This window comes from Nocardioides sp., from assembly GCF_030149505.1.
GTDB lineage: Bacteria > Actinomycetota > Actinomycetes > Propionibacteriales > Nocardioidaceae > Nocardioides.
Genome location: NZ_JASBRN010000001.1, coordinates 41369 through 67132, shown reverse-complemented (window position 1 = coordinate 67132; position 25764 = coordinate 41369). Strand labels below are relative to the sequence as shown.

At 73.4% G+C, this 25764-nt stretch carries 24 protein-coding genes; 7 read left to right on the top strand and 17 right to left on the bottom strand.

The genetic code is table 11. The annotated features are described in order from the left end of the window. Both Q1V71_RS00330 and Q1V71_RS00325 read left to right on the top strand, forming a co-directional pair. Positions 1–973, top strand: a 973-nt coding sequence (locus Q1V71_RS00330; RefSeq protein ID WP_300639076.1) for an HNH endonuclease signature motif containing protein, incomplete at its 5' end; no start/stop codon positions are given. A gap of 266 nt (positions 974–1239) precedes the next feature. After that, complete coding sequence (locus Q1V71_RS00325; protein ID WP_300639073.1) at positions 1240–1932, top strand: ATP-binding protein; 693 nt, start codon at positions 1240–1242, stop codon at positions 1930–1932. Here the strand turns inward: Q1V71_RS00325 and Q1V71_RS00320 are convergent. The 4 genes from Q1V71_RS00320 to Q1V71_RS00305 are packed head-to-tail and all read right to left on the bottom strand — an operon-like array spanning position 1929 to position 4899. Further along, entirely contained in the window at positions 1929–2957 is a 1029-nt protein-coding gene (locus tag Q1V71_RS00320; RefSeq protein ID WP_300639070.1) for an SIS domain-containing protein, read from the bottom strand. The two genes, Q1V71_RS00325 and Q1V71_RS00320, sit on opposite strands and share 4 nt — an antisense overlap. Further along, positions 2954–3118 (bottom strand): Trm112 family protein, encoded by a 165-nt coding sequence (locus Q1V71_RS00315; protein ID WP_300639068.1) that lies wholly within the window; start codon positions 3116–3118, stop codon positions 2954–2956. The genes Q1V71_RS00320 and Q1V71_RS00315 overlap by 4 nt, the downstream gene beginning before the upstream one ends. Before the next feature lie 5 nt (positions 3119–3123). Continuing rightward, positions 3124–4530, bottom strand: coding sequence for a phosphomannomutase/phosphoglucomutase (locus Q1V71_RS00310; RefSeq protein WP_300639065.1), 1407 nt, complete (start codon positions 4528–4530; stop codon positions 3124–3126). A gap of 9 nt (positions 4531–4539) precedes the next feature. Beyond that, complete coding sequence (locus Q1V71_RS00305; protein WP_300639062.1) at positions 4540–4899, bottom strand: DUF3499 domain-containing protein; 360 nt, start codon at positions 4897–4899, stop codon at positions 4540–4542. 50 nt (positions 4900–4949) lie between these two features. On the opposite strand from Q1V71_RS00305, the gene Q1V71_RS00300 reads away from it, so the two are divergent. Next, positions 4950–5369, top strand: a complete 420-nt coding sequence (locus tag Q1V71_RS00300; protein WP_300639059.1) for a metallopeptidase family protein — start codon at positions 4950–4952, stop codon at positions 5367–5369. Here Q1V71_RS00300 and Q1V71_RS00295 read toward each other — a convergent pair. The 3 genes from Q1V71_RS00295 to Q1V71_RS00285 form a co-directional block, all read right to left on the bottom strand. Then, positions 5345–6808, bottom strand: coding sequence for a DUF5719 family protein (locus tag Q1V71_RS00295; RefSeq protein ID WP_300639056.1), 1464 nt, complete (start codon positions 6806–6808; stop codon positions 5345–5347). The genes Q1V71_RS00300 and Q1V71_RS00295 overlap by 25 nt on opposite strands. After that, on the bottom strand, positions 6763–9648 hold the full coding sequence (locus Q1V71_RS00290) for a glycosyltransferase (protein WP_300639053.1): 2886 nt from the start codon (positions 9646–9648) through the stop codon (positions 6763–6765). The genes Q1V71_RS00295 and Q1V71_RS00290 overlap by 46 nt, the downstream gene beginning before the upstream one ends. Positions 9649–9720: 72 nt before the next feature. Continuing rightward, on the bottom strand, positions 9721–9975 hold the full coding sequence (locus tag Q1V71_RS00285; RefSeq protein ID WP_300639050.1) for a WhiB family transcriptional regulator: 255 nt from the start codon (positions 9973–9975) through the stop codon (positions 9721–9723). 173 nt (positions 9976–10148) lie between these two features. Between Q1V71_RS00285 and cofD the strand changes: the two genes are divergently transcribed. The 3 genes from cofD to Q1V71_RS00270 are packed head-to-tail and all read left to right on the top strand — an operon-like array spanning position 10149 to position 12960. Then, positions 10149–11162 (top strand): 2-phospho-L-lactate transferase, encoded by a 1014-nt coding sequence (cofD, locus tag Q1V71_RS00280; protein WP_300639048.1) that lies wholly within the window; start codon positions 10149–10151, stop codon positions 11160–11162. Continuing rightward, on the top strand, positions 11159–12151 hold the full coding sequence (cofE, locus tag Q1V71_RS00275; RefSeq protein ID WP_300639045.1) for a coenzyme F420-0:L-glutamate ligase: 993 nt from the start codon (positions 11159–11161) through the stop codon (positions 12149–12151). The genes cofD and cofE overlap by 4 nt, the downstream gene beginning before the upstream one ends. A gap of 56 nt (positions 12152–12207) precedes the next feature. Further along, on the top strand, positions 12208–12960 hold the full coding sequence (locus Q1V71_RS00270; protein WP_300639042.1) for a DUF3105 domain-containing protein: 753 nt from the start codon (positions 12208–12210) through the stop codon (positions 12958–12960). Positions 12961–12996: 36 nt separating this feature from the next. Here Q1V71_RS00270 and Q1V71_RS00265 read toward each other — a convergent pair whose 3' ends face one another. Next, entirely contained in the window at positions 12997–14070 is a 1074-nt protein-coding gene (locus Q1V71_RS00265) for a mannose-1-phosphate guanylyltransferase (RefSeq protein ID WP_300639039.1), read from the bottom strand. 24 nt (positions 14071–14094) lie between these two features. Here Q1V71_RS00265 and Q1V71_RS00260 point away from each other — a divergent pair, with 24 nt between their 5' ends. Continuing rightward, positions 14095–14787 carry a TIGR03089 family protein gene (locus Q1V71_RS00260; protein WP_300639036.1) on the top strand — a complete coding sequence of 231 codons (693 nt, stop codon included), beginning with the start codon at positions 14095–14097 and terminating at the stop codon, positions 14785–14787. Between the two features lie 27 nt (positions 14788–14814). Here Q1V71_RS00260 and Q1V71_RS00255 read toward each other — a convergent pair whose 3' ends face one another. The 9 genes from Q1V71_RS00255 to Q1V71_RS00215 all read right to left on the bottom strand — a co-directional run bounded on the left by Q1V71_RS00255 (position 14815) and on the right by Q1V71_RS00215 (position 25758). Further along, entirely contained in the window at positions 14815–17598 is a 2784-nt protein-coding gene (locus Q1V71_RS00255; protein WP_300639034.1) for an FG-GAP-like repeat-containing protein, read from the bottom strand. A gap of 163 nt (positions 17599–17761) precedes the next feature. After that, positions 17762–18580 carry an ABC transporter ATP-binding protein gene (locus Q1V71_RS00250; RefSeq protein WP_300639031.1) on the bottom strand — a complete coding sequence of 273 codons (819 nt, stop codon included), beginning with the start codon at positions 18578–18580 and terminating at the stop codon, positions 17762–17764. Continuing rightward, complete coding sequence (locus Q1V71_RS00245) at positions 18577–19479, bottom strand: ABC transporter permease (protein ID WP_300639028.1); 903 nt, start codon at positions 19477–19479, stop codon at positions 18577–18579. The genes Q1V71_RS00250 and Q1V71_RS00245 overlap by 4 nt, the downstream gene beginning before the upstream one ends. Next, positions 19472–21475 (bottom strand): glycosyltransferase, encoded by a 2004-nt coding sequence (locus tag Q1V71_RS00240; RefSeq protein WP_300639025.1) that lies wholly within the window; start codon positions 21473–21475, stop codon positions 19472–19474. The genes Q1V71_RS00245 and Q1V71_RS00240 overlap by 8 nt, the downstream gene beginning before the upstream one ends. Next, on the bottom strand, positions 21472–22656 hold the full coding sequence (gene glf, locus Q1V71_RS00235) for a UDP-galactopyranose mutase (protein WP_300639022.1): 1185 nt from the start codon (positions 22654–22656) through the stop codon (positions 21472–21474). Before glf ends, Q1V71_RS00240 begins: the two co-directional genes overlap by 4 nt. A 6-nt stretch (positions 22657–22662) precedes the next feature. Beyond that, positions 22663–23574 (bottom strand): glycosyltransferase, encoded by a 912-nt coding sequence (locus Q1V71_RS00230; RefSeq protein ID WP_300639019.1) that lies wholly within the window; start codon positions 23572–23574, stop codon positions 22663–22665. Next, entirely contained in the window at positions 23571–24485 is a 915-nt protein-coding gene (locus Q1V71_RS00225) for a glycosyltransferase family 2 protein (protein WP_300639016.1), read from the bottom strand. Before Q1V71_RS00225 ends, Q1V71_RS00230 begins: the two co-directional genes overlap by 4 nt. Positions 24486–24490: 5 nt before the next feature. Then, positions 24491–25195 carry a PIG-L deacetylase family protein gene (locus Q1V71_RS00220; protein WP_300639013.1) on the bottom strand — a complete coding sequence of 235 codons (705 nt, stop codon included), beginning with the start codon at positions 25193–25195 and terminating at the stop codon, positions 24491–24493. After that, a complete protein-coding gene (locus Q1V71_RS00215; protein ID WP_300639010.1) occupies positions 25192–25758 on the bottom strand; it encodes a GNAT family protein in 567 nt (188 codons plus the stop codon). Before Q1V71_RS00215 ends, Q1V71_RS00220 begins: the two co-directional genes overlap by 4 nt. Positions 25759–25764: the final 6 nt, after the last annotated feature.

Sequence of the window (25764 nt, the reverse complement as noted above, 5' to 3'; positions counted from 1 at the left end):
CACAGTCGGCCCCGCCGTCGTCGAACGGCTCGTCCTGGAAGCCTCAGCCCGCTTCGACCCCGAATCCACCGAAGTGCAGGAATGCGACACCCGGTCGAACCTCTACTTCGACCTCGACCTCGCCACACCCGCCACCAGCGTGGGCACCGCCTCCGCTGTGTCCGCCGACGGTCTCCTCGACCGGGCTGACGCCGAGGACCTCGAGCAGGCCATCCGACAGATCGCCCACCAGCTGCTGGCCGACGGCTCCACCGACACCCTCGCCATCCGCCGAGCCAAAGCCCTCGGCTACCTCGCCCGCGGCCAAGAACTCCTCCCCGACACCGACCCCGAGGCGACCGAGGCCGAGGCGACCGAGGCCGAGGCGACCGAGGATGGTCGAGCAGCGAGCGCCAGCGAGCGTCGTCGAGACCGCGCAACCAACACGCGCACCGCACCCCGCCGGGTCGTGGTCCTGACCGTCCACCTCTCCGACGCAGCGCTCACCGGCGCCCCCCAGATCGACCCCGTCACCGGCAAGCTCGGACTCAACCTCGCCCGCCTCGACAACCACCACCAGCTCCTCACCGCCGACGCCATCCGCGACTGGTGCGGCACCCCCGGCACCCAGGTCATCGTCAAGCCCGTCATCGACCTCCACGACACCGTCGCCGTGTCCTCCTACGAGGTCCCCGACCGCATCGCCACCCGGGTCAGACTGACCAGGACGACCTGCTCCTTCCCCCACTGCAACCGACCAGCCGAGACCGCCGACCTCGACCACACCATCGAGTACTCCGACACCGGCCCGCCGGATCAGACGTCGACCGACAACCTGGCCCCGCTCTGTCGCCACGACCACCGCGCCAAGACCCACCCCTCACCAGCAGGGAGACCCTGGCGGGTCCGCGGACTCTCACCAGGCCACTGGCTCTGGACCAGCCCCCACAGCCAGCAGTACCTCGTCCATCCCGACGGCACCACCAGCCTTTGACCACCTAGCTCGCAGCCCGACCACCACCCGGCGGCCGGGCTACCAGCACGCCCGCACCTCGGCGACCCGCCCGCAGAGCCGATCTGGAGGCTCTGCACTGCACCAGGTGCCGGACAGGACCTCCACTTCGGTTCTTCGGCCGGGCCGTCGATCCGCCAGGCGACAGCCGCCGGGTCGAGGAGGCACGCCAGCGCCGTCTCGAGACCGAGCCATGGCCTCGAGAACTGCGTCGCGGCGGGCAGGCCGCGGGTGGCAGGGTGCAGCGGGTGGACGCGACGAGCCGGGTGGTCTTCATGTGCGGGCCGTCCGGCGCGGGCAAGACGACGTACGCGCGGCGGCTCGAGGCCGAGGGCATGGTGCGGTTGTCCTTCGACGCCGGCATCTGGGCCCGCGGCATCACCGGTGGCGAGGTGCCCGAGGAGGTGCGCGAGGAGATCCGGACCGAGCTGCGAGCCGAGCTCCGACGGCTCCTCGACGAGGGCCGCGACGTCGTCCTCGACTTCTCGTTCTGGTCGAGGGCGATGCGCGAGGAGTGGCGCGCACTGCTCGCGGAGCACCACGTCGTACCCGAGACGCTCTATCTCGCCACCGACCGCAGCACCGTGCTGGCGCGCGTCGCGAGTCGGCGAGCCGCCCACGCCGACGACTTCCCGGTCGACCTCGCCACCGCGGCCGCGTACGTCGACGGGTTCGAGGCGCCCACGCCGGAGGAGGGTCCGCTGACGATCGTCGTCGACGGCGAGGTGTTCGCCGCGAGAACGGATAGTCCTGGCACGTACCACTACGACTGGGTGAGCGGGCCGAACCGTGGCTACGGTTTCAACTCCTTCACGAGCGACCGTTCGCCGCTGCCGGCCGAGAGGCACGCTCCATCGATCCGCGACTTCCTCGGCATGATCGACCCCGAGACCGGCTACATCGCGGACGACCCGGACGACCCCGACGACGAGGAGCGTTAGTCCTCGACCAGCCCGAGCCGGAGGTACTCCGAGGCGTAGGTGCCCGAGAGCATGAGCGAGGCGTAGCGGGCGACCTCGGTGGGCGCCTCGGAGCTGAGCGTCTCGACCCGGACCCCGCGCTCGGCGGCCGCCGCGAGCAGCCGGGTGCGGTGGGTGCGGACGGTGACGTCCTCGGAGCCGTCGTCGAGCAGCACCAGCACCGGCCGGGGGCCGGTGGTGCCCTCGGCGAAGGGGTCGTCGAAGACGTCACGGGGACGGGCGGCCTCGATGACGGGCAGCAGGTGCTCGGCGTCACCAGCGATCGCGGTGCGGCCGGAGGCGCGGCGCACGGACTCCGCGACGCGGCGGGCGGCGCGGGCCGCGAGGACCGAGCCGCCCCACACGACGGGCGTGGCGTCGGCGAGCGCGATGGCGAGCATCTTGGCCGGGTTGACCGCGAGGTCCTTGCGCGGGCCGCAGTCCAGGGCGACCTGGTCGAGGGCGTCGGCGACGGAGTCCGGCGCGGCCTCGGGACCGAGCTGGACCCGGTGGAGGTAGGACAGCATCACGACCGCCGAGGCGAGCTGGTCGCGCGTGGTCGAGGGCAGGACCGTGGCGTAGCGGCCGACCGTGTGCTCGGCGACCAGCGAACCCGGAGGGCACGAGACCACGACCTGGCAGCCGCGGCGCACCGCCTCGGAGACCGCGGAGGCCGTGCCGGCGTCGGCACCGTCGGGGGCCAGCACGACGACGAGGTCCAGGCTGCCCGCCCAGCCCGGCAGCGCCGGGCCCGGCCAGGCCACGAACGGCACGGGGCACCACGGCTCGAGGACCGCCCGCAGCAGCCGGGAGTCCGGGCCCGCGGCGATGACGGCTCGCGGGCGGTCGAGCTCGCGCGCCCGCTCGACCGCGCTGTCGGAGGCCTCCGCGGCGTCACCGACCTCGCGACGCACCCGGGAGCCCGACTCCGCCAGGTGGCGCAGCCGCAGGTCCACGGTGCCCAGCGCCGACTCGTCGTCCAGCCGGGCCTCGTCGAACCAGGTCACGGCCGGCGGGCCTCGTCGACCAGCAGCACCGGGATGTCGTCGCGCACCGGGTAGGCGTAGCCGCAGGTGCCCTGGCAGACGAGCTCCTCGCCCACCACCGCGAGGTCGCCGTGGCACTGCGGGCACACGATGATCTCCATCAGGGCCGGGTCGATGTTCATCGCGTTCACTGCTTCCCTCCACGGATCCTGGCCAGCACGCCGTCGCGCACGGCCTCCATCGTCTCCTGGTCGCGCCCCTCGACGTTGAGCCGCAGCAGCGGCTCGGTGTTGGAGGGCCGCACGTTGAACGTCCAGTCCGGGTGGCTGACGCTCAACCCGTCGAGCCGGTCGGTGGTCACGCCGTCCTGCCCGGCGTACTCCGCTTCCAGCGCGTCCATCACGGCCCCCTGGTCGGCGACCTCGGAGTTGATCTCCCCCGACATCGGGTACCGCTCGTACGCCGCCAGCAGCTGCGACAGCGGCACGTCCGTGCCCGCGAGGGCCGCCAGGGCGTGCAGCGCGGCGAGCATGCCCGAGTCCGCGCGCCAGAAGTCCCGGAAGTAGAAGTGTCCCGAGTGCTCGCCGCCGAAGACCGCGTCGGTCTCGGCCATCCGGGCCTTGATGAAGGAGTGCCCGACCCGGGTGCGCACGGGCGTGCCGCCGAGCTCGGTGACCAGCTCCGGCACCGCGCGCGAGGTGATGAGGTTGTGGATGATCGTGGCGCCCGGCTCCTTGGCCAGCTCGCGCGCCGCGATCAGTGCGGTGAGCGTGGAGGGCGAGACCGCCCGGCCGCGCTCGTCGACGAGGAAGCAGCGGTCGGCGTCGCCGTCGAAGGCCAGCCCGACGTCGGCCCTCTCCGCCACCACCCGGGCCTTGAGATCGGCCAGCGTGGCCTCGTCGAGCGGGTTGGCCTCGTGGTTGGGGAAGCTGCCGTCGAGCTCGAAGTAGAGCGGCACCAGGTCGACCTGGTCGGTCCCCATCCGCCCGAAGACCGCCGGCGCCGTCCAGCCGGCCATGCCGTTGCCGGCGTCGGCCACGACCTTGAGCCGGCGCCCGGAGACCGGGGCGAGGGTGAGCAGGTGGGCGGCGTACGCCTCCAGCACGTCGTGCTCGCTGATCGAGCCCGCGGCCGGGGCGGGGACGAAACGCTCGGTGACCTCGCCCGAGGCGATGAGGTCGCGGATCTCGTGCAGGCCGGTGTCGGCGCCGACGGGGACGGCGTGCGCGCGGCACAGCTTGATCCCGTTGTACTGCGCGGGGTTGTGGCTGGCGGTGAACATCGCGCCCGGGTGGCCGAGGTGGCCCGAGGCGAAGTAGAGCTGGTCGGTGGAGGCCAGACCGATCATGACGACGTCGGCGCCGGCCTCGGAGGCGCCCGAGGCGAACGAGCCGGCCATGCCGGGCGAGCTGGGCCGCATGTCGTGGCCGACCACGACCGTGCGGGCGCCGAGCACCCGGACGTAGGCGCGACCGGTCGCGCGGGCGAGGTCCTCGTCGAGCTGGTCGGGGACCGTGCCGCGCACGTCGTAGGCTTTGAAGACGGCGTGGAGGTTCGCAGCCCCCAGCGAGTCGGAGGTGCGGGTGTCGGCCATGCCCGAACCCTAGTGCTCGGTGGACAGCACGCGCAGATGACCCTTGCGACCGGTCTCGCGACCGGTCTCCTCCGCCGGGGCCACCCGCCGGGGCGGCTGGGGGCGGCCGGCCTCGCGGACGGCGTCGGCCAGCGCGAGGAGGTCGTCGTTGCTCGGCCGCGGCGGCGCGGGCTGCGCCAGCCGCAGCACCTCCCAGCCGCGGGGTGCCGAGAGCCGCTCGCTGTGGGTCTCGCAGAGGTCGTAGGCGTGCGGCTCGGCGTACGTCGCCAGGGGACCGAGCACGGCGGTCTGGTCGGCGTAGACGTAGGTCAGCGTCATCACCGCCGGGCGACCGCACGCGGTGCGGCTGCAACGGCGGGCGGGACTCACGGCGCAGACGCTACCCGCCCGCACCGACGCCCGCGGATAGGCTCGCGGACATGACTCGTGACCGTCGGGGCCGCGGCATGCGCGGACCCGCGGTGCTCACCACGCAGCCGGGCCAGCCGGTCCGCCCGACGTCGCGCGAGCGCTTCGACCGCGTGGTCCTCGACGCCGTCGAGAGCGTCGAGGAGCGGTGGGCCGAGCGCCTCGGGCTGGTGGAGTACGCCGTCGAGGACGTGCCCCACGTGCCCGACGACTGGGACTCGCCGACCGTGCCGCTGTCCTCGCTCGTGCGCGCCACCGGCGACCAGCCGACCCGGTTGGTGCTCTTCCGGAGGCCCATCGAGCACCGGGCCTCGCGTCGCAGCGACCTCGAGGCACTCGTGCTGACCGTCGTGGTCGAGCAGGTCGCCGAGCTCCTGGGCATCGACCCCTCCGACGTCGACCCGCGCTACTCCCCCGACGAGCCGGACTGATCGGGCTGACGGGGCTGACCGGGCACGACCAGCCCCGGCCGCACGTCGGGCACCAGCCCGACCCGCACCAGCTCGCGGAGCCCGACCACGGCCGCGCCCGCACCGGACCGCAGCCGCAGCACGCCCTGGACCGCCGTGCCCCGCGGTACGACCCGCAGCAGCGTCGCGCCGTCCGGCACCGGCACTTCGACCGCCAGGTCGGGTCCGACCTCGACGACCCGCTCGTCGACCTCGCGGCCGCGCTCGTCGAGCGCCAGGACCGTGACGGTGCCGAGCGCCTCCGCCCCGCCGAGGACCAGCCGCGCCCCCGGTAGCGGGACCGGCACGAGCGTGGCCGTGACCACCGGCCCCTGGGGCACGACGGTGAGCAGATCCCCGTCCACCCGGCCGCGGAAGCTGGCGGTCGTCGGCTGGGAGGAGACGACTTCGATCCCCAGCACGCCCTCGGCGACGTCCGAGCCGAGCACCTGACGCAGCGAGAAGCGCCGCACGCTCTGCGGGTCGACCAGCACCTCCTCGAGCCCGGTGGGGGCGAAGGTCGACTCCGCGGTGACCAGGCGCAGCGAGACACGCGCGGCGCTGTCGCTGGTGTTGGCGACGACGACGGCGGGCTCCTCGACGTGGGCGGGCAGCCCGAGCAGCAGCTGGGAGGTCGCGGGCTCGCGCTGCCCGGCGAGGTACTCCTTGGTCGTCTCGCCCCGGCCCACCGGCACGGAGGAGTCGATCACCGTCGCGGCGAGGCGGCCGCGGTCGGTCGTGACCCGCAGCGTGAGCTCCTCGCGCTTGGGGATGGCCGAGCCGAGCTCGATGCGCGTGGTGGCACCACCGGCCACCGAGACCCCGCGCAGCTCGCCGCCGGCGCCGACCGGCCCCGACTGACCGAGCACGGTGATGGTGGCGGTCGCCGGGCCCTCGTCGGGGTTGTGCAGCTCCAGGACCGAGCGGTGCTCGGCGCCGGCGCCGACCCCGGTGAACCACTGGTCGCTGCTGGTGGCCGGGCAGTCGACGGCGCGCAGCCCGGGGCCGCCGTACCGCTGGGCCACGAGGCCGGGGGCGGACGAGCCGCTGCCGGCGACCTCGTCGGCGTCGTCGAGCCGGGTGGCCGCACCCGGCACGAGCTCGACCTCGCGCTCCTCCTTGCCCACCAGCGCCGTGACCCGGCCCTCGGAGCCTCCGGCAACATCGGGGTCCGCGTCGGAGGCGACCAGCACGCCCCCGCCCTGGCCCGTCGGGCAGACCAGCGTCGCGCTCGTGAGCGCGACCTCCTCGGGTGCGCGGTCGCCCGGGCCGTCCGGGCCGACCCGGGTGTCGGTCAGCAGCGCTGCGCCCACGGTCAGCAGCGGGGCCACGACGGCGACGACCGCCAGGGCGCTCGGCCTCCCCACGCGGCGGGTCACCTCCTCGCCCTCCCCCGGCTCGCGCGGCGGGTGGGCGCGCACTGCACCAGCGCGAGGACCAGCAGGCCCAGCTGGGCCAGCAGCAGCACCGGGCGCAGCCAGGAGCCGTCGCCCTCGAGCGCCTCGGTGCCCGGCTCGCGGGCGACCCGCCAGGCCCGGGTGTCGCGGTCCTCCGCGGACGCCTGCGCCAGGCCGGCCGTCGCGTCGAGCACCGCTGCGACGTCACCGTCGGCGGGGGCCGGGAGCACGACGTACTCCACCCCCAGCTCGGCGAGCCGGTCGGCCGCACCTGCCGCGGCGTCGCTGACGAGCGCGCGGACCAGCTCGTCGAGCGCCGGGTCGGCGGGGCTGAGCGCCAGCACCTCGTCCTCCCCCACGGTCACCCCGTCGCCGCGGCGGACCACATGCGCGATGCCGTCCTCGACCGACCCGGTGAGCACCAGGATGCCGCGCTCGGGCGCGGTCTCCGCGCTCTGCACCATGTACGCCGGCACGCCCGCCGGGTCCGCGCCGGCGAGCTCCTGCTCGCCCGCGGCGAACCAGCCCAGGCCCACGACCGGCACCACCGCCGCGGCCGCGGCGGTGACCGCGAGCCCGGCGCGCCAGGCGCCCGTGCGACCGCCGCCGCTGCGCCGCACCTCGACGGCCCCCAGCGCACCGAGCACGGCCGCCGTGACCAGGCAGCCCTGCAGCGCCAGGACCAGCACCGACACCGACGCCGGCACCGACCCGCCGGCGAGGTCGAGGGTGACCCAGGACAGCCCGAGCGCGAGCAGGGCGGTGACCGCGGCGAGCAGCCACGCCAGCAGCACCGGCACGCGCGAGGGCCGCGGCAGCAGCGCGAGCAGCGCCAGCGCGACCAGCACGAGCCCGGTCCAGGCAGGGGCGCCCAGGCCGCCGAGTCGCCCGGTGAGGACGTCCAGGCCCGCCGGCGTCGCACCGGGCAGCCGGCCGGCGCCGAGGAGCAACGCCTCGCCGGCACCGTGCTGCAGTGCCGGGACCCACCACGGGAGCAGCAGTCCCACCGGCACGCCGGCGGCGAGGGCGGGCGGAGCCCAGGCGGACCGGTCACCGAGCGCGGCCGGCGTCACCAGCCGTGCGGCACCCAGGCCGAGGCCGACGATCGCGACCGCCAGCAGCCAGGTCGTGGGGGCGAAGGCGACCACGAGCGTCAGCAGCACGCCCGTGCGCCAGGCGGCTCGCCAGCGACGGTCCGGCTCGGGGTCGACGAAGCCGACCACGGCGTGCGCCAGCCACGGCAGCACCGCCGCGGCGACCACGACGCCGAGCCGGCCCTGGCCCCAGGCGCCGCTCGTGGCCGGGACCAGCGCGTAGGTCGTCGCGCCCCACAGCAGCACCCACCGGGGCAGGCCGCGCGGGGAGACCAGGCGCCCGAGCAGCCCGAGGAAGCGCCAGGCTCCCCAGAGGGCGAACGGCACCGCCAGCACGAGCAGCGCCGAGACCGCCGCGACCGCAGAGCCGCCGAGCAGCGTCCCGAGCAGCGCCAGCACCACGACGTACGCCGGGGCGGGGACCGCGGTGCCGACGCCGAGCGCGTGCCAGGACTCGAGGTGCAGCCGCCACCAGGCGCCGACACCGTCGGGCGCGGGGGACAGCGCTCCGCCCGAGGTCGCGCCGAGGCCGGCGCGGGCGCCCGCGAGGAGCAGCACCACGACCACGGCGAGCAGCACGGCGACGGGGTTGGTGAGGAAGCGGGCGACCCAGCCGGTGTCGGCCTCCGGGACGTCCTCGTCCTCGGCCGGGCGGCGCGCCGCGAACGACTCGGGGTCGCGCTCGGCGGCGGCGAGACGACGGCGCTCGGCGACGTCCGCGGCCTGGTTGCCCGCGGCCGCGACCAGGTCACCGACGGCGTCCAGGCCGTGGCGGTAGGGCAGCCACCAGGGCGCGAGCAGGCCGCGCACGGCCGGGGACGGGCTGCCGGTGCGGGCCCGGCGCTCGCGGCGGGCGGCCCGCACGACGCCCGGCCGCACGGCCAGGAGTGCGGCCAGCTCGTCGAGCGCCTCGCCCGGCGACCTCACGAGGAGGTAGCCGAGCACGCGCAGGAGGGTGCCGAGCACCAGCCGGACGACCAGCAGCGGCAGCAGGCGGGAGGAGGTGTTGGCCAGCAGCGTGTACAGCGCGCCGCGGCGCTCGTGGAAGTGGGTGTGCCGCCCGGTCAGCGCCGTGCGCCGCACCCCGCGGTGGGCGGCCTCGGCGTGGAAGACGACCGCCTGCGGGACGACCAGGGTCGTGCGACCGGCCGCGGCCGCTCGCCACCCCAGGTCGAGGTCGTTGCCGAAGAGCGGCAACCGGTCGTCGAAGCCGCCGAGCTCCTCGAGGACCTCGCGGCGCACGAGCAGCCCGGCGGAGTGCACGGCCAGCACCCGGCGTACGTCGTCGTGCTGGCCCTGGTCGTACTCCCCGCGCTCCAGTCCGGTCTCGCGGCGGCCGGTGGCGGAGATCGTCACGCCGACCTCGAGCAGCCGGCGCAGCGAGGGCCACTCGCGCAGCTTGGGGCCGAGCAGGTCGGCCTCGGGGTGCTCGCGCGCGGTGGCCAGCAGCCGCTCCAGCGCATCGGGGGCGGGGGTGGCGTCGTCGTGGAGGATCCACAGCCACTCGACGTCGCCTGCCTCCGCGGCCGCGACCCGGACGGCCTCGGGGAAGCCGGTGCCCGACGGCAGCGAGCGCACGGCGCCGAACGCGCGCTCCAGCAGGTCGGGCCCCTCGTCGCGGCTGCCGGTGTCGACGCAGACCACGCGGTCGGGGGCGCGGGTCTGGCTGCGCAGCCCCTCGACCACGACGGGAAGCCAGCGGGCTCCGTCGTGGCTGACGAGGAGGACGGCGACCGAACCCGGTCGTGCCTCCGGCACCGACCCGGACACGATCGGCAAGCCTAAATGCGAGCGGCCCCGGTCCAGGACCGGGGCCACGCTCGGATCAGCGGCGTTCTCTTCTCAGACGGCACGCTTCTTCAGCTTGCGGCGCTCCCTCTCGGAGAGACCACCCCAGATGCCGAAGCGCTCGTCGTTGCTCAGCGCGGACTCCAGGCAGTCCTGGCGCACCTCGCAGGTGAGGCAGACCTTCTTGGCCTCCCTCGTGGATCCACCCTTCTCGGGGAAGAACGCCTCGGGGTCGGTCTGGGCGCACAACGCACGCTCCTGCCACGACCCCTCCTCGCTCTCCGCCTCCAGGAGAAACAGCTCTCTCACGGCACCCAACCTCTCGACCCTGTGTGTCCTCGTCCGGCAACGAAGAACACTTGTGGAATTACATGCCTGTCGTAGCACCGGCGTCAAGCGGAAGTCTGGTATTGGTCCAGCGCACCCACCCGGCGGGGTGGGCAGGGCGCGGAGCACGTGGCAGGCTGCGGCAGAGTGGGCGCATGCGCGCACTGACTGTCCTCTCCGGCGGCATGGGCGGCGCCCGCTTCCTGCAGGGGCTGCTGCACGGCGTCCGCGAGGGGCTGCTGCCCGGCGTCGACCGCGACGCCGTGGTCACCGTCGTGGCCAACACCGCCGACGACATCTGGGTCCACGGGCTCAAGGTCTGCCCCGACCTCGACACCGTGATGTACACCCTCGGCGAGGGCATCGACCCCGAGCGCGGCTGGGGTCGGCGCGAGGAGACCTGGTCGGTCAAGGAGGAGCTGGCGGCGTACGGCGTGGAGCCGACGTGGTTCGGGCTCGGTGACCGCGACGTGGCGACCCACCTGGTCCGCACCCAGATGCTCGAGGCCGGCTACCCCCTCTCCGCGATCACCACGGCGCTGTGCAAGCGGTGGCTGGAGCCGACCTTCGGTGAGGGGCTGCGGCTGCTGCCGATGACCGACGACCGTGTCGAGACCCACGTGGTCGTCGCCGACCCCGACGAGCCGAGCGGGCGGCGCGCGATCCACTTCCAGGAGTACTGGGTGCGCCTGCGCGCCTCGGTGCCCGCCGAGACCGTCGTCGTCGTGGGCCTGGACCGGAGCACGCCCGGTCCCGGTGTGCTGGAGGCCATCGGCGAGGCCGACCTGGTGGTGCTGCCGCCGTCGAACCCCGTCGTCTCGGTCGGCACCATCCTCGGCGTGTCGGGGATCCGCGACGCCCTGCGCGCGACGGCCGCCCCGGTCGTCGGCCTCTCCCCCATCGTCGGCGGCACGCACGTGCGCGGCATGGCCGAGCAGATGCTGCGCTCGATCGGGGTCGAGGTCAGCGCCCGCGGCGTGGGCCTGCACTACGGCGCCCGCTCGGCCGCGGGCGTGCTCGACGGCTGGCTGGTGGACTCCCGCGACGCCGACGCGCTGCCCGCGCTGCACGAGGCCGGGCTGGCGGCGGCCGCGGTGCCGCTGATGATGAGCGACCCGGCCGCCACCGCGGCGATGGCCGCAGCGGCGGTCGAGCTGGTCACCCGGTGAGCGGGCGACTCAGCGTCCTGGCCCCGGACGGCGTCGCCGAGGTCACCGAGGGCACCGACCTGGCCGCGCTGCTGCTCGACGCGCTGGCCGCGGCCGGGGAGCCGCTCGCCGACGGCGACGTCGTCGTCGTGACCAGCAAGGTGGTGAGCAAGGCCGAGGGCCGCACCCGTCCCGGTGACCGGGAGACGGCGTTGGCGGAGGAGCTGTCCGCGCCCGGAGCGCGCGTGGTGGCGCGCCGCGGCCCGACCACGATCGCGCGCACCCGGCACGGGCTGACGATGGCCGCAGCCGGGATCGACGCCTCGAACGTCGCCCTCGGCACCGTGGTGCTGCTGCCGCTGGACCCCGACGCCTCGGCACGCGCGCTGCGCCGGCGGTTGCACGACCTGACCGGCCTGCGGCTGGGCGTGGTGGTCACCGACACCGCCGGCCGCGCCTGGCGCGAGGGCCAGACCGACATCGCGGTCGGCGCCGCCGGGATGCTGGTCGCCGAGGACTTCGCCGGTCGGGTCGACGCGCACGGCAACGAGCTGGCCGTCACCGCCCCCGCGGTGGCGGACGAGATCGCCGGCGCGGTCGAGCTGGCCCAGGGCAAGCTGGGTGGGCGCCCCTTCGGCGTGGTGCGGGGTCGTGCCGACCTGGTGCTCGACCTCGACGACGACGGTCCGGGCGCCGCTGCGCTGGTGCGGCCCGAGGGCGGTGACCTCTTCGGGTACGGCGCCCGCGAGGCCGTCGTGCGGGCCCTCGCCGGGGACCCGGGCGACCGGGCACCCTTCGGGGCGCCGGCCTCGGCGGAGGAGCTGACCGACGCGTTGCAGCGGGTCACCGCGCGCACCAGCACGCCTTCCGGGGACGGCCTGGCTGTCGTCGTACCGCTCGAGCAGGTGGCCGTCGTGGCGGCGCTGGCGCTCGCCCACGGCTGGGAGGTCGAGTCACGACTTCGTGTCGAACCCGACGTCGAGGTCCGGTTGCGTCCCGCCACTCCGTAGACTCCCCGCGACACGCCCGCCAGGGGCACCACCCGATCGACGAGGACAGCCGAACCGTGGCCAAGCCCGCCAAGTCCGACCGCCAGGCGAGGATCGAGCAGATCCGCAAGCAGCAGAAGGGCGCCGACGCCCGGCGCAACTTCGCCATCATCGGCACCTGCATGCTCATCGCGCTCCTGATCATCGGCGCCGCGGCCTTCCGGCCGATCAAGGACTGGTGGGACCAGCGCGGCTTCGAGGACACCGAGCTCGCCGCCATCGGCGCGCCAGCCTCGGTCTGCGCCGAGCCGGTCACCGAGTCCGCCGAGGGCAGCGGCCAGCACGTCCCCGAGGACCAGCAGGCCACCTACGACGCTTCCCCGCCGGCCTTCGGCCCGCACTGGAGCGTCCTGGGCCTGGCGCCGGTCCCGATCGGGCGCGAGTTCTACACCGAGGACGACCGCCCCGAGCTCGAGCAACTGCTGCACAACATGGAGCACGGCTTCACGGTGATGTGGTACGACGAGTCGCTGGCCGACGACGCCGAGGCGATGACCGAGCTGCGGGCCATCTCCCGCAAGTTCTCCGACACCACCGACCGCCGCAACGCCTTCATCGTCGCGCCGTGGACCTCCGAGGACGGCGAGCCCTTCCCCGACGACCAGAAGGTCGCGCTGACCCACTGGTCGGCCGGCGGCGCTGGAGAGACCGACCCGGCCAAGCAGGTCGGCGTGTGGCAGTACTGCTCCGAGGTCAGCGGCGAGGCCGTCGAGACGTTCGTGCGCAACTACCCGCAGCTGGACAGCCCGGAGCCCTCGACCCAGCTCTGACCCTGCCGGCGGACCCTCGGGGTCAGCGCGGGTCACTCACGTGAGGTCGTCGCGCCCGGACTCCTTCAGCCCGGCGACGACGGCCTTGACGTCCTGCGCCCGGGCGCGGGTGGTGACCAGCAGGGCGTCGGGGGTGTCGACGACCACGACGTCCTCGAGGCCGACGACCGCGACGGTGCGCCCGCCGGTGACGACGAGGCCGGAGGCGTCGACGACCCGGACCGCGTCACCGTCGCCGAGCACGACGAGGGACTCCTCTCCGTCGCGGCCGAGCAGCTCCGCGAGCGAGTCGAAGTCCCCGATGTCGTCCCAGTCGAAGGCGGCCGGGACGGTGGCGACCCGGCCGGCCTCCGCGGCGGGCTCGGCCACGGCGTGGTCGAGGGCGATCTTGGGCAGCGAGGGCCAGACCCGCTCCAGGGATCCGGGGTCGGCGGCGACCGCGCGCAGGGACTCCGCGAACCGCGGGTGCCACTGCGCCAGCAGGTCGAGCAGCACCCCGGGGCGCACGACGAACATGCCGGCGTTCCAGCGGTAGCCGCCCTCGGCGAGGTAGCCGGTGGCCACCTCGACGCTCGGCTTCTCCACGAACGCCGCGACGTGCTGGGCGCCCGGGTGGTCGCGCAGCGCGTCGCCGGAGCGGATGTAGCCGAACGCCGAGGAGGGGAAGGCCGGCTCGATACCGAGGGTCACCAGCCAGCCGTCGCGGGCCACGTCGACGGCCGTGCGGACGGCCGCCCCGAACGCCTCGGCGTCCGTGATGACGTGGTCGGCGGCGAAGGAGCCCATCACCGCGTCGGGGTGGCGGCGCTCCAGCAGGGCTGCGGCCAGCCCGATCGCGGCCATCGAGTCCCGGGCCGACGGCTCGGCCAGGATCGCCCCGGCCGGGAGGTCGCCGAGCTGGTCGGCGACCGCAGCGGCGTGGGCGGCACCGGTCACGACCACGATCCTCTCCCCCGCGAGCGGCGCGAGCCGGTCGTGGGTCTCCTGCAGCAGCGAGCGGCCGGTGCCGCGCAGGTCGCGCAGGAACTTGGGCGAGCCGGCGCGGGAGAGCGGCCACAGCCGGGTGCCGGCGCCGCCGGCGGGCACGACGGCCCAGAAGTCCTCGATCACGGAGGTCACCCTAGGGTCGGTCACGTGACGACGTTCGCCGATCTGCTGCAAACCCAGCTGCGCCGCGACCCGGGCCGGCCGTTCGTGACGTTCTACGACGTCGCCACCGGTGAGCGGACCGAGCTTTCGCTGACGACGTACGCCAACTGGGTGGCCAAGGCCGCCAACCTGCTCGTCGAGGAGCTCGACCTCGAGCAGGACGACGTGCTGCTGCTGGACCTGCCGAGCCACTGGCTGGGCCCGGTGTTCCTGGGGGCGGCGTGGACCGTCGGCCTGGAGGTGGCGTACGCCGGCGACGACGCGACCCCGGACGCGGTCGTCTGCGGTCCGCAGGGCCTGGCGAGCTGGGCGCCACGGGCCGACGAGGTCGCGGTCGTCGCCTCCGCGTTGCACCCGCTGGGGCTGCGCTTCCCCGACGGCGTGCCGCCGGGCGTGCACGACCTCGGCGTGGAGGTCTGGTCCCAGCCCGATGCCTTCCTCGGCCTCGCGGCCGTCGGCCCGTCGGAACCGGACTGGGAAGCGGCCGCCTCCGGGAGTCTCCTCACCGAGGGCGGCCGCCTCCTGTCGACGGCGAACCCGGCTTCCCCACCGGGACTCCCCGTCCTCACCGAGCCGCTCGCACGCGGCGGCTCGCTGGTCCTGGTCGTCGGTGCCGACGAGACCCGGCTCGAGTCGGTCGCGACCGACGAGCGCGTGACCGCGCGGCACCACCCCTAGGCTTCCCCACCCAGGCCACCAGGTCTGCTAGTCCACCAGGTCGTAGGCCTCCGCCCCGTCGCCGATCACCCGCGGCGCCTTGAACCCCGTCGGCGTGCTCTCGACCAGCAGCAGTCGCCCGGTCCCCCGCTCGCGCACCACCAGGTCGGGGCGGTCCGCCAGCCGGGCGTCGGAGATGCCGGTCACCAGGTCGTAGGACGACAGGTCTAAGGACAGGCTCCGCGAGGAGGACAGCCCGCCCGGGCCGTTGCCGGTGTAGAGCAGCAGCGAGCTGCCGCGCCGCACCAGGACGTCGGGGGCGCCGTCGCCGTCCCAGCGACCGACCCCGAGCTGCTGGGTGGCGTCGAGGCCGCTGTGGGCGACGTACGACGGGCCGAGCGGCGCGGTGCCGCGACCCGGGTAGATCCGCATCGGTCCGCCCGCGGGCTGCCCCATCAGGTCCGGCCAGCCGTCGCCCGTCATGTCGCCGACCACCTCGAGCAACCGGACGTCGCCCATGCCGCCGCCGATCCGGACCGCCTTCGCGAAGGTGCCCTGACCGTCACCGGGACGCACCTTGACGGCGCCGTTCTTGCGCTGGCGCACCAGGAGGTCGCCGAGGCCGTCGCCGTCCCAGTCGCCGGCGTTGAGCACCAGGTCGGCGCCCTTCGCGCCGACGTTGGTCTCGACGACGGCGCCGGTCTCCCAGGTGCCGGAGCCGGCGAGCACGAGGAGGTCGTCGCCGCGGCGGACCACGAGGTCGGGCGCGGTGGACCCGGTGAGGTCGCCGGCACCGGAGAGGTCGATGCGGCCCTTCAGCCGCTTGACCGGGCCGCGGGCCGCGCCCACCGTGCCGTCTCCGCGGCCCGGGAGCACGAAGGCGTGGCCGCCCTCGCGGCGCACGAGCAGGTCGACCAGACCGTCGGCGTTCCAGTCGGCCGCGCCGGTGACCGCGTCGTAGCGCGGGCCGCCCTGCACCAGGACCTCCGCGGCGCCGGTGCCGCCGGCGGGCAGCAACCAGAGCGTCCCGGCCGCGTCGCGGGCCACCAGGTCCGGGGTGCCGTCGGCGTCGAGGTCGCCGACGCCGGAGAGCAGGTCGTAGCCGGACCAGGAGGCGTCGGTGTCCAGCGGCCGGGCGGCGAACCCGCCGGTGCCGCGCGAGGTGAAGAGGGTGGGACGGCCGGTCGCCGCGTCCCGGCCCACCAGGTCGCCGAGGCCGTCGCCAGTGAGGTCGCCCGCGGCGGCGAGCAGGTCGTGGCCGCGGGTCGCGGTCGCGGTGCGGAGCGCGGAGGACTCCCCGCGGACCTCGACCGAGCCGTCGGGCAGCCGGCCCAGGACGTCGGGCCGCCCGTCACCGGTCAGGTCGGGCGAGACCAGCGTGGCGGCGTACCCGCCGACGCCGGAGGCGAGGACGACCGGCTTGCGGACGCTGGTCAGGCCGCCGGTGGGGACGATGACGACCCGCTTGTCCGAGGCGCGCCGTGCGACCAGGTCGGGGTGCGGGGTGCCGACGAGGTCGGAGTCGAGCTCGCGGCCCTCCCAGCCGACCTGGGCGGCGTCGGCGAGGCTGCGGATGTCGCCGAGCCGGGCGTAAAGGAACTTGCCGGGGCAGGCGGTCGAGCCGGCGTCGCGGTGGCCGTTGACCGCCGGGAAGGCCTTGCTGCCGACCTGCTGGCGGGGCGAGGAGGCGTCCACGCCGTGGAGCGAGAGCTTCCAGGCGAAGAGCGCACCGTAGGCCTCGACCATCGCCTGGGTCGGCTGGACGACCTCGAAGTTGCCGATCGCCGACATGGCGAAGGAGTAGTCGTTGTAACCGAGGGTGTGGGCGCCGACGACCGGGCGGTCGATGCCGCCCGCGCGGCCCTCCCAGATGCGCCCGAAGCGGTCGACGAGGAAGTTGTAGCCGACGTCGGACCAGCCGCGCGAGCGCGTGTGGTAGGCGTAGATCGAGCGCAGGATGCCGGGCACCTGGTCGCGGGTGTAGTCGTTGGCGTTGACCGTGTGGTGGACGAAGCCGGCTTGCACCTCGAAGTAGCGCAGCGAGCCCTTGTCGCGCAGGCTCTCGTCGGCGCCCCACTGCTCGCGGGAGAACACCTGGGGCTCCGGCGTGACCCCCGCGCGGGCGGCGGGACCCTCGGCCGCGGTCTGGACCGTCTCGGCAGCCTCGGCCGTGTCGAGCGCCGCGCGCTGGGTGACCGTGCTCGTCGCAGTGCCGGGGTCGATCAGGGCCAGGCGGAGGTCGCGGGGGGCGCCGTCCTCCGCGAGCACCGCCACCTGCACCCGGTCGACCTCGCCGACCAGGAGCGGCTCGGTGCCCGGACGCGCGCGACGGCCCTCGGGGCTGTCGGGGTCGGGGCCGTGCTCGTCGTGGTACTCCACGTCGGTCCAGCCGGACCACACGCCGTCGGTCTCGGTGCGGGCGCGCACGACCAGGTCCTCGTCCTCGACCTCGACCCCGTGCGCCCAGGTGACGCCGATGGCTGCGTAGCCGGTCACCGCCTCGGGGCGGCTGGTCACCATCTCCCCGCCGGAGGCAGCGCGGCGCGCGACCCCGGCGGGCGCCTGGGCGCCGACCAGCGGGACCTCACGGACGCTCGCCTCGACGGGGGCCGCCGGCAGCGTCGCGGCACGCCGCGCCACCCGCTCGTACGCCGTCAACGCGCCGCTCCCCTGGCCCTGCCCGGCCTGCGCACCGACGAAGCCGGACGCGGGCGGCTGGCGCACGACGTCGAGGCTGATCAGGCTGCTGGCGGGCGTGACGACGGCGGCCACGACACCGAGCGCCAGCAGCTGCTGGCAGGCGGAGACGAACCGTGACCGGTGGGGGTGCATCGAGGACCTCTTAGCGCGCGGGGAAGTTCACACTGCGCGCAACTTTCACACGAGTCACACCCGTCACGGAAGGTCTCGTGAGTAACTACAAACGTGTAATTTCCACTCGACACGCCGAGCAGGTCCGTTATTTTTCTGTGATCCTCGGTCCGACGAGCCGGCGTCAGACGTCGGCCCCGAGCTCCTCGTCGTCGTTGTTCTCGTCGTCGGAGTCGTAGTGGAGGAACTTGATCCCCTCGTCGACGTCACCGTCGAAGGCGAGCCGGCCGTTCTCCAGCACCAGCACCCGGTCGCACATGCGGCGCACCGAGCCCGCGGCGTGGCTGACGTAGAACAGCGTGCGACCGGAGTCGCGCACCTCCTCCATCTTGGCCATGCACTTGCGCTTGAACGGCTTGTCCCCCACCGCCAGCAGCTCGTCGGCCAGGAAGATGTCGCAGTCGACGTTGATGGCGATCGCGAACCCCAGTCGCGAGCTCATCCCCGAGGAGTAGTTGCCGACGGGCGAGTCGAGGTGGCGCCCGATGTCGGCGAACGCCGCGATGTCGTCGAAGCGGTCCTTGGTCTCCTGCTCGGTGAGCCCGAAGACCGCGGCGTTGAGGTAGATGTTGTCGCGGCCGGAGAGCTGGGGGTGGAAGCCCGCCCCGGTCGCGATGAGGCCGGCGATCCGGCCGCGGGTGAGAACCTGGCCGGTGTCGGGCTTCATCGTCCCGTTGATGAGCGTCAGCAGGGTCGACTTGCCCGAGCCGTTGAGGCCCATGAGGCCGATCGACTCCCCCTGCTTGACGGTGAAGGAGACGTCGTCGACGGCGTTGAACTCGTCCTTGGTCTTCTGGCCGCGGAACTTCGCCACCGTCACCTGCTTGAAGGTGCGGTGGTAGCGCAGGCTGAAGGTCTTGGTGACGTTCTCGACGACGATCGAGGTGTCGGGGCTGTAGTCGCCCGGCCCCGTGGGGACGCTCGTGCTGTCGGCGGCGCTCACGTCAGGCGCTCCGGGATCTTGTTCTCGAACCGGCGGAAGACCAACTGGGCGATGACCAGCAGCACCACGGAGATCGCCAGCATGAGCAGGCCACGGCCGATCAGGTTGTCGGGGAGCTCGGTGGCGGCCGTCGCAGCGGGGTCCTCGGTCGTGCCGACCCAGAAGGCGCGCTGCACCAGCAGCACCGCGTTCGAGAGCGGGTTCCAGAGGTAGTACTCCGCTGCGGCGCCGAAGCGATCACTGACCAGGGAGTACGGGTAGATCATGGGGACGCCGAAGCGCACGAAGTTGGTCATGATGCTGACCACGCTGGCGAAGTCCCGGAAGTAGACGTTCGCGACGCTGAAGACGAGCGCCAACGCCGTCCCCAGGATCATCACGATGCCCAGGGCCAGGACGAAGGCAGCCATTCCCACGGCGCTGGGCGACCAGCCGACGACGAGGACCGTGACGGTCAGGATCACCAGCTGCGGCGCCACGTGGAAGAGCGAGACCATCATCGAGGCGACCGGGAACATCTCCTTGGGCAGCGCCATCTTCCGGATCAGCGCCTTGTTGCGCACGATCGAGCGGGTGCCGGCGTTGAAGGTCTCGGTGAAGAAGTGGACCACGATCAGGCCGCAGAAGATGTGGATCGCGAACTGCTCGGTCCTTCCCCGGTCCAGCAACATGCCGAAGACCACGATGTAGATGAACAACTGGGTCAGCGGGTTGATGTAGGACCAGATTAGCCCCAGGAACGACCCGGAGTAGCGGGCGTTGATCTCGCGCCGGACCAGAAGCTTGAGCAGGTAGCGCCGGCGGAAGACCTCGAGCAGACCTTGGGTCGCCGCCGGCGGCGCGAGCGGCGCGTCGACGACGTACGTCGTGCCGCCCGCGGGCTCGGGGCGCTCAGTCATCCGTGCCCATCCACGGCGACAGCGTGCGCTCCCAGGTCTGCGGCGAGGTGATGTCGCCGAGCGCGTCGCGGTACTCCCGCGCCAGCCGCGGCCACTCCCGCTTCAGCTCCTCGTGGAGCTTGAGCGTCTTGGTCAGCAGCTCGCGGAACTGCTCGGGGTCGCGCTGGTAGAACGCCGCCGACGTCCCGTCGTTCATGGAGACGACCGCCGAGTCGTAGGAGGCCAGGCGGTACCACTTGGCGTCCATCGCGCGGATCTCGGCCTCGGGGAACTCCCGCGACAGCGGGCGCGGCTTCTTCAGCTGCCGCAGCGGCTGCAGACCGGCGCTGACCAGCTGGGAGAGCCGACCCGGGACCTCGGCGTCGTCGCGGCCCTTGCGCGGCGGCTTCTCCCGGCGCACCGGCGGGAAGGCGTCGCGGTCGGTCTCCAGCCGCGCGTCGTCGTAGCCCGCGCGGATCCCGTTGACGTAGGGCAGCGTCTCGGGCAGGCGGTCGTGCAGGTGGCCGGGCCCGGACATGACGTCGAGCAGCGCCTGGTGCCGCATCGCGACGGTGGAGTACTGCATCGAGACCAGGTGCGCGATCTGGTGGTTGCGGCTCTCGCGCACCATCCGGCCGCCGTGGGGGTACGTCGAGTGCAGCAGGGCCGCGACGAAGCGGTTGCGCTGGTGCAGGTAGGACTGCCAGTCCACCGCGTCGTTCTTGTCGGTCCACGGCACGTGCCACACCGCCGCTCCGGGGAGCACGACGGTCGGGAAGCCGGCGGCGCGGGCGCGCAGGCCGAACTCGGAGTCGTCCCACTTGAGGAACAGCGGCAGCGAGAGCCCCACGGTCTCCAGCGTGACCCGCGGGATGAGGCACATGAACCAGCCGTTGAAGTCGACGTCGACCCGCTTGTGCAGCCAGCGCGAGGAGCGCAGGTTGCGGCTGGCGAAGTCCCAGTCGGCGAAGGTGTCGGTCGGCGACTGCCACCAGAACTTCCAGGGCTGGATGATCTCGCCGAAGCTGTGCATCCGGGACCGGCTGTAGATGTTGAACATGTGGCCGCCGACGATGGTCGGCCGCTTGGCCAGGTCGCCGAAGGTGACCGCCCGGATGATGCCCTCGGGCTCGCAGACGACGTCGTCGTCCATCATCATCGAGTACGTCGCGGTGCCCTTGCGCACCGACTCCAGCTGGCCCCGGGCGTAGCCGCCGGAGCCGCCGAGGTTGCCCTGCTCGATGACGCGCAGCTTGCCGGCGAGCAGCTTCTCCGCGGTCGGGAAGAACTCCGAGCCGGCGGCCTTGTCGGTGCCCTGCTCGATCACCATCACGGTGTCCAGGAAGGGGTGCAGCTCCTCGGCCTCGCCGAGCTGGACGAGCAGCTTGGCGCAGAAGTCAGGGCGGTTCATCGTGGTGATGACCAGGTCGGTGGTGCCGTTGACCGCACGGTCCTCGGGGACCTCCGCGGTCCACTCCGCGGACTCGACGACGACGTCGCCGTCACCGGCCACGACGTCGTACCAGTACCAGCCGCCGTCGATGAACGGCTTGAGGGTGAGGTCGAAGGAGAAGGTCTCGGGCTGGTCGCTCGTGGTCTCGGCGGCCTCGACGCGCTGGGAGTGGCCGCGGGCCATGGACTTGTAGACCAGCAGGGTGGCGCCGGCACCACGCAGGGTGACGGTCAGGCGCACCTGGTCCACGACGGTCCAGCGCCGCCAGTAGGAGGCGGGGAAGGCGTTGAAGTAGGTGCCGAAGGAGAGCCGCTCCCCCTGCTCCACGCGCAGCGCGGTGCGCGACTCGATCTGGTCGGGGTGCAGCGCCTTGCCGGTGCTCGTGGACTGCCGCACGGCGGCGTTGTTGAGGTCCTTGGCCGCCCGGCTGCCGCCGACCTCGTACTTGTCGGCGTCGAGGCGGGCCTCCTCGGGGTCGACGTAGAGCGCCAGCACGTCGAAGTCACGGTCGACGGGCATGATCTGGCGCTGCAGGAGCCTGCGCGCACTGGTCTGGCCGCTCATGCGACACCTCCGCTGGTGAAAGGTGCACCCTCGGCGAAGTGCGGCTTGATCTTGTTGTCGTACATCGACAGCGCCGAGCCGATCGCCATGTGCATGTCGAGGTACTGGTAGGTGCCGAGGCGGCCGCCGAAGAGCACCATCTCCTCGGCCTTGGCCTTCTCCCGGTAGCGCATGAGGATCTCGCGGTCCGCGGCGGTGTTGACCGGGTAGTACGGCTCGTCGCCCTCCTCGGCGAAGCGGCTGTACTCGTGCACCACGATCGTCTTGCCCGGCAGGTAGGTGCGCTCGGGGTGCAGGTGCTTGAACTCCAGCACCCGCGTCCACGGGACGTCCTGGTCGTTGGCGTTGACCACACCGGTGCCCTGGTAGTCGTCGACGTCGACGGTCTCGGCCTCGAGGTCGATGGTGCGCCACGACAGCCGGCCCTCGGAGTGGCCGAAGTACTCGTCGACCGGACCGGTGTAGACGACCGGGACCTTCCCGACGTACTCCTCGCGCACGTCCATGAAGTCGACGCCGAGGCGGACCTCGATGTTCGGGTGGTCGGCCATCCGCTCCAGCCACGCGGTGTAGCCGTCGACCGGCAGGCCCTCGTAGGTGTCGTTGAAGTAGCGGTTGTCGAAGGTGTAGCGGACCGGGAGGCGCGTGATGATGTCCGCGCTCAGCTCCTTGGGGTCGGTCTGCCACTGCTTGGCGGTGTAGCCCTTGACGAACGCCTCGTAGAGCGGGCGGCCGATCAGGCTGATCGCCTTCTCCTCGAGGTTCGTGGCGTCCTCGGTGCGGATCTCGCTGGCCTGCTCGGCGATCAGCGCCCGGGCCTCGTCAGGGGTGTGGGACTTGCCGAAGAACTGGTTGATCAGCCCGAGGTTCATCGGGAAGGAGTAGACCTGCCCCTGGTACTTCGCGAAGACCCGGTGCTGGTAGCCCGTGAAGTCGGTGAAGCGGTTGACGTACTCCCACACGCGCTGGTTGGAGGTGTGGAAGAGGTGGGTGCCGTACTTGTGCACCTCGATCCCGGTCTCCTCGTCGAACTCGCTGTAGGCGTTGCCGCCGATGTGCGGGCGGCGCTCGAGGACCAGGACCCTCAGCCTCAGCTCGTCGGCACAGCGCTCGGCGATCGTGAGTCCGAAGAAGCCGGAGCCGACGACGACCAGATCAGGGGTGGAGCCAGGAGCAGACACGGTCGGTCAGTCTACGGACGACGAGGGCTGCGAGCGCATCCCCCACGCTGCGGCCATGGCCCGGATCACGTTGCGCGCCTCCGCCCGTCCGCCGCGCAGCGGAGCCAGCAGCAGCACCGCCGCGACGATCAGCAGCGGCTTCATCCGCACCGCGACGTTCTCCCCGTAACGCAGGTGCACCACGAAGAGGTTGCGGTACATGTAGAAGCCCTTCCACCCCGCAAGGTCGTGCTGCTGGTCGAAGTCGAGCTGGCGCACGAGCACCGCGTCGCGCACCGCCCAGATCCGCCGACCGGCCCGACGGGCACGGATCGCGAGGTCCACGTCGTCGTAGAAGATGAAGTACGACGGGTCCGGGAGCCCCACCTCGGCGACCACCGCGCGGCGGACCATGAACCCCTCGAAGGCGACGTTCTCGACCTCGACCAGCTCCGGCATCGCCTCGCGGGTGCCGAAGTCCTCGACCATGCCGGTCTTGGGCTTGACGACCCACGGGTGCGTGAGGTCGAAGCGGGTCGCCGCCTTCTCGCACAGCCGCCCGTGGCTGTCCTCGCGGACGCTGGTCAGGCAGTCCTCGTCGACGGCCATGAGGACCGAGAGGCAGTCGGGAGCCGGCACCACGTCGTCGTCCATGAGCCAGAACCGGTCCCAGCCCTGCGCGTAGGCGGTCCTGAGCCCGAGGTGGAAGCCACCGGCGCCGCCGAGGTTCTCCTCGGTCCGGACCACCTGCAGCGGCAGCCGGCCCCGGGCCAGCTCGGCCGCCAGGACGTCGGGGGTGTGGTCGGTGCTGTGGTTGTCCACGACGACCACGGCGTCCGGGGCGCGGTCGAGGGCGGCCAGGCCGTCGAGCATGCCGGTGAGCAGGTCGGCGCGGTCGAAGGTGACGACGACGACCGCCACCGTCTCGGGCGCGCTCACCGGAGGTACCGCCGGTGGCCCGTGAAGTCGCCCCGGAGCCCGGCGTACGCCGCCCGTGCGCTGAGGGCGAGGCGGCGCGGGTCGGGGCGGGTCAGGAGGTAGAACCACACGGTCTTGGCCCAGAACATCAGCACGTGCGGCCAGCCGCGGTAGTCACGCAGGTTGAGGGTGTTGTTGCGGGCCATGCAGTAGGCCTTGAGGTCGCTGGGGCTGTGGTTGTACGTCGTGCGGCCGGCCATCATCGGCGTGCCGAGGTCGCCCACGCTGGGGTGGTGGACGCGCGCGTCGGTGACCGTCGCGATCCGGGCACCGGCCCGCTCGGCCCGCAGGCGGTACTCGTGGTCGTCGCCCCAGATGAAGAACTCCTCACGGGGGTAGCCGATCCGCGTCGTCAGCTCCCGGGTCACCAGCACGCCGTTGAACGGGATGACGATCTCGTCGATCCGCTGCCGCTCGCCACCCGCCCGCTCGACGTCGGCCAGGGCGCGGACCACGCGGGTGCCGCCGGGCAGGCGGATCGGGAAGACCAGCCGGCCCGGGTCGGCCTCGTCCACGACCAGCGGCCCCCAGAAGTCGAGGTCGTCCTCGCGCAGCAGCCGCTCGAGGCAGTCGACCTCGGGCAGGCCGTCGTCGTCCATCAGCCACACGAGGTCCGCGCCGGTCTCCTCGACCGCCCACCGCAGGCCCTCGTGGAACCCGCCGGCCCCGCCGCGGTTGTCCGGCAGTGTCCGGTGCCGCACGTCCGTGCGGGACGCCAGCCACTCCCCCGTGCCGTCGGTGCTGGCGTTGTCGACGACCAGCACGTCGACCAGGGCGGGGCTCCGCTCCCGCACCTCCGCGAGCCGCTCGACGAGCGTCGTGAGCAGGTCCAGGCGGTTGAAGGTGACCACCACCGCCACGACGCTCCTCACGGCCGTCACCCTAGGGTCCCGTGGGCCCGCGCGTAGAACTCGACCCCGAGCAGCGCCTCCTGCTCCCCGGACGTCATCCGGGCGATCAGCGCCGCCAGCGCACCGCGCTCGACCTCGGACCGGTGGGCGGCGATGGCACGGAGCTTGGTCGTCAGCCACGGGCGCACGTCGAGCACCTCGTCGACCTCGGCGTCGTCGACCGTGCGCAGCGCGCGTCCGGGACGCGCCAGGGGCTCGAGCCTGGGCAGCGCGGAGTGCGGGTGGGTGGCGAGCAGCAGCTCGGTCCCCGGTCCGGTCGCTGGCGCGCTCGCCAGCCCGAGCGCACGGACCACGACCTCGTGGGCACGACGGTGGTCCTCGTGGCCGGTCGCACCCCCGAGCCGGTCGTGGGTCACGACCACGTCGGGGGCGAGCTCGACCAGCTGCTCGGCCAGGTGGCCGGCCGCCTCGTCGAGGGGCGCGTCGACCAACCGGGCCCGGCCGGGTGCGGACTCCGGGACGCCCCTGTCGGCGTACCCGAGCAGCCGCACCCGCGTGGCACCGAGCACCCGCGCCGCGTCGCGCAGCTCGTCCGCGCGCACGGTCCCCTCACCCCACGTCGCGCTGATCACCGTGACCTCGTCCCCCGCCTCGGACCGCGATGCCAGGAAGCCACCAGCTGCCAGCGACTCGTCGTCGGGGTGCGCGAAGACCGCCAGGATCCGTTTCACCCGCCGTGCCACTCCTCGGCGACCAAGGCGTACCCCACCTCGTCGAGCCAGCCGAGCTCGCGGTGCCACAGCGCCTGGACCTCGTGCCGCTCCCGCCGCATGCCGGCCTTCTCCAGCACCCGCACGGAGGCGTGGTTGTCGAGGTTGGCCGCGGCCGTGACCCGCCGCAGGCCCAGCCCGTCGAAGGCCGCGGCCAGGAGGGCACGCGCCGTGGCGGTCGCGACACCGGCGCCGTCGTGCCCTGGCCGCACGATGTAGCCGATCAGTCCGTCGGTGCCGGTCGGGTGGCCCGGCTGCCCGGCACCGTCGACGACGTCGAGGAATCCGAGGCCGACGACCTCGCCGTCGCGCTCGACGACGCATGAGAAGTCCGTCGGGCTGTCGGGGATCGCCAGCACCTCCCGCCGCAGGTCGTCGGGCTCGACCGAGGTGCGCACCATGAAGTGGTTGACCTCGGGGGCGTTGCGGAAGGTCAGCAGGACCGGGACGTCGGCCTCCGTGGGCTCCCGGAACAGCAGGCCATCACGACACACGGGCCAGGGGCTGGTCGGAAGCGGGCTCACCGGCAG

What these genes read in the sequence shown, in the direction of transcription:
- Q1V71_RS00255 (WP_300639034.1), bottom strand. Translation starts at nt 17,598, where the DNA reads ATGCACCCCCACCGGTCACGGTTCGTCTCCGCCTGCCAGCAGCTGCTG.
- Q1V71_RS00315 (WP_300639068.1), bottom strand. Translation starts at nt 3,118, where the DNA reads ATGAACATCGACCCGGCCCTGATGGAGATCATCGTGTGCCCGCAGTGC.
- Q1V71_RS00310 (WP_300639065.1), bottom strand. Translation starts at nt 4,530, where the DNA reads ATGGCCGACACCCGCACCTCCGACTCGCTGGGGGCTGCGAACCTCCAC.
- cofD (WP_300639048.1), top strand. Translation starts at nt 10,149, where the DNA reads ATGCGCGCACTGACTGTCCTCTCCGGCGGCATGGGCGGCGCCCGCTTC.
- Q1V71_RS00240 (WP_300639025.1), bottom strand. Translation starts at nt 21,475, where the DNA reads ATGAGCGGCCAGACCAGTGCGCGCAGGCTCCTGCAGCGCCAGATCATG.
- Q1V71_RS00300 (WP_300639059.1), top strand. Translation starts at nt 4,950, where the DNA reads ATGACTCGTGACCGTCGGGGCCGCGGCATGCGCGGACCCGCGGTGCTC.
- Q1V71_RS00245 (WP_300639028.1), bottom strand. Translation starts at nt 19,479, where the DNA reads ATGACTGAGCGCCCCGAGCCCGCGGGCGGCACGACGTACGTCGTCGAC.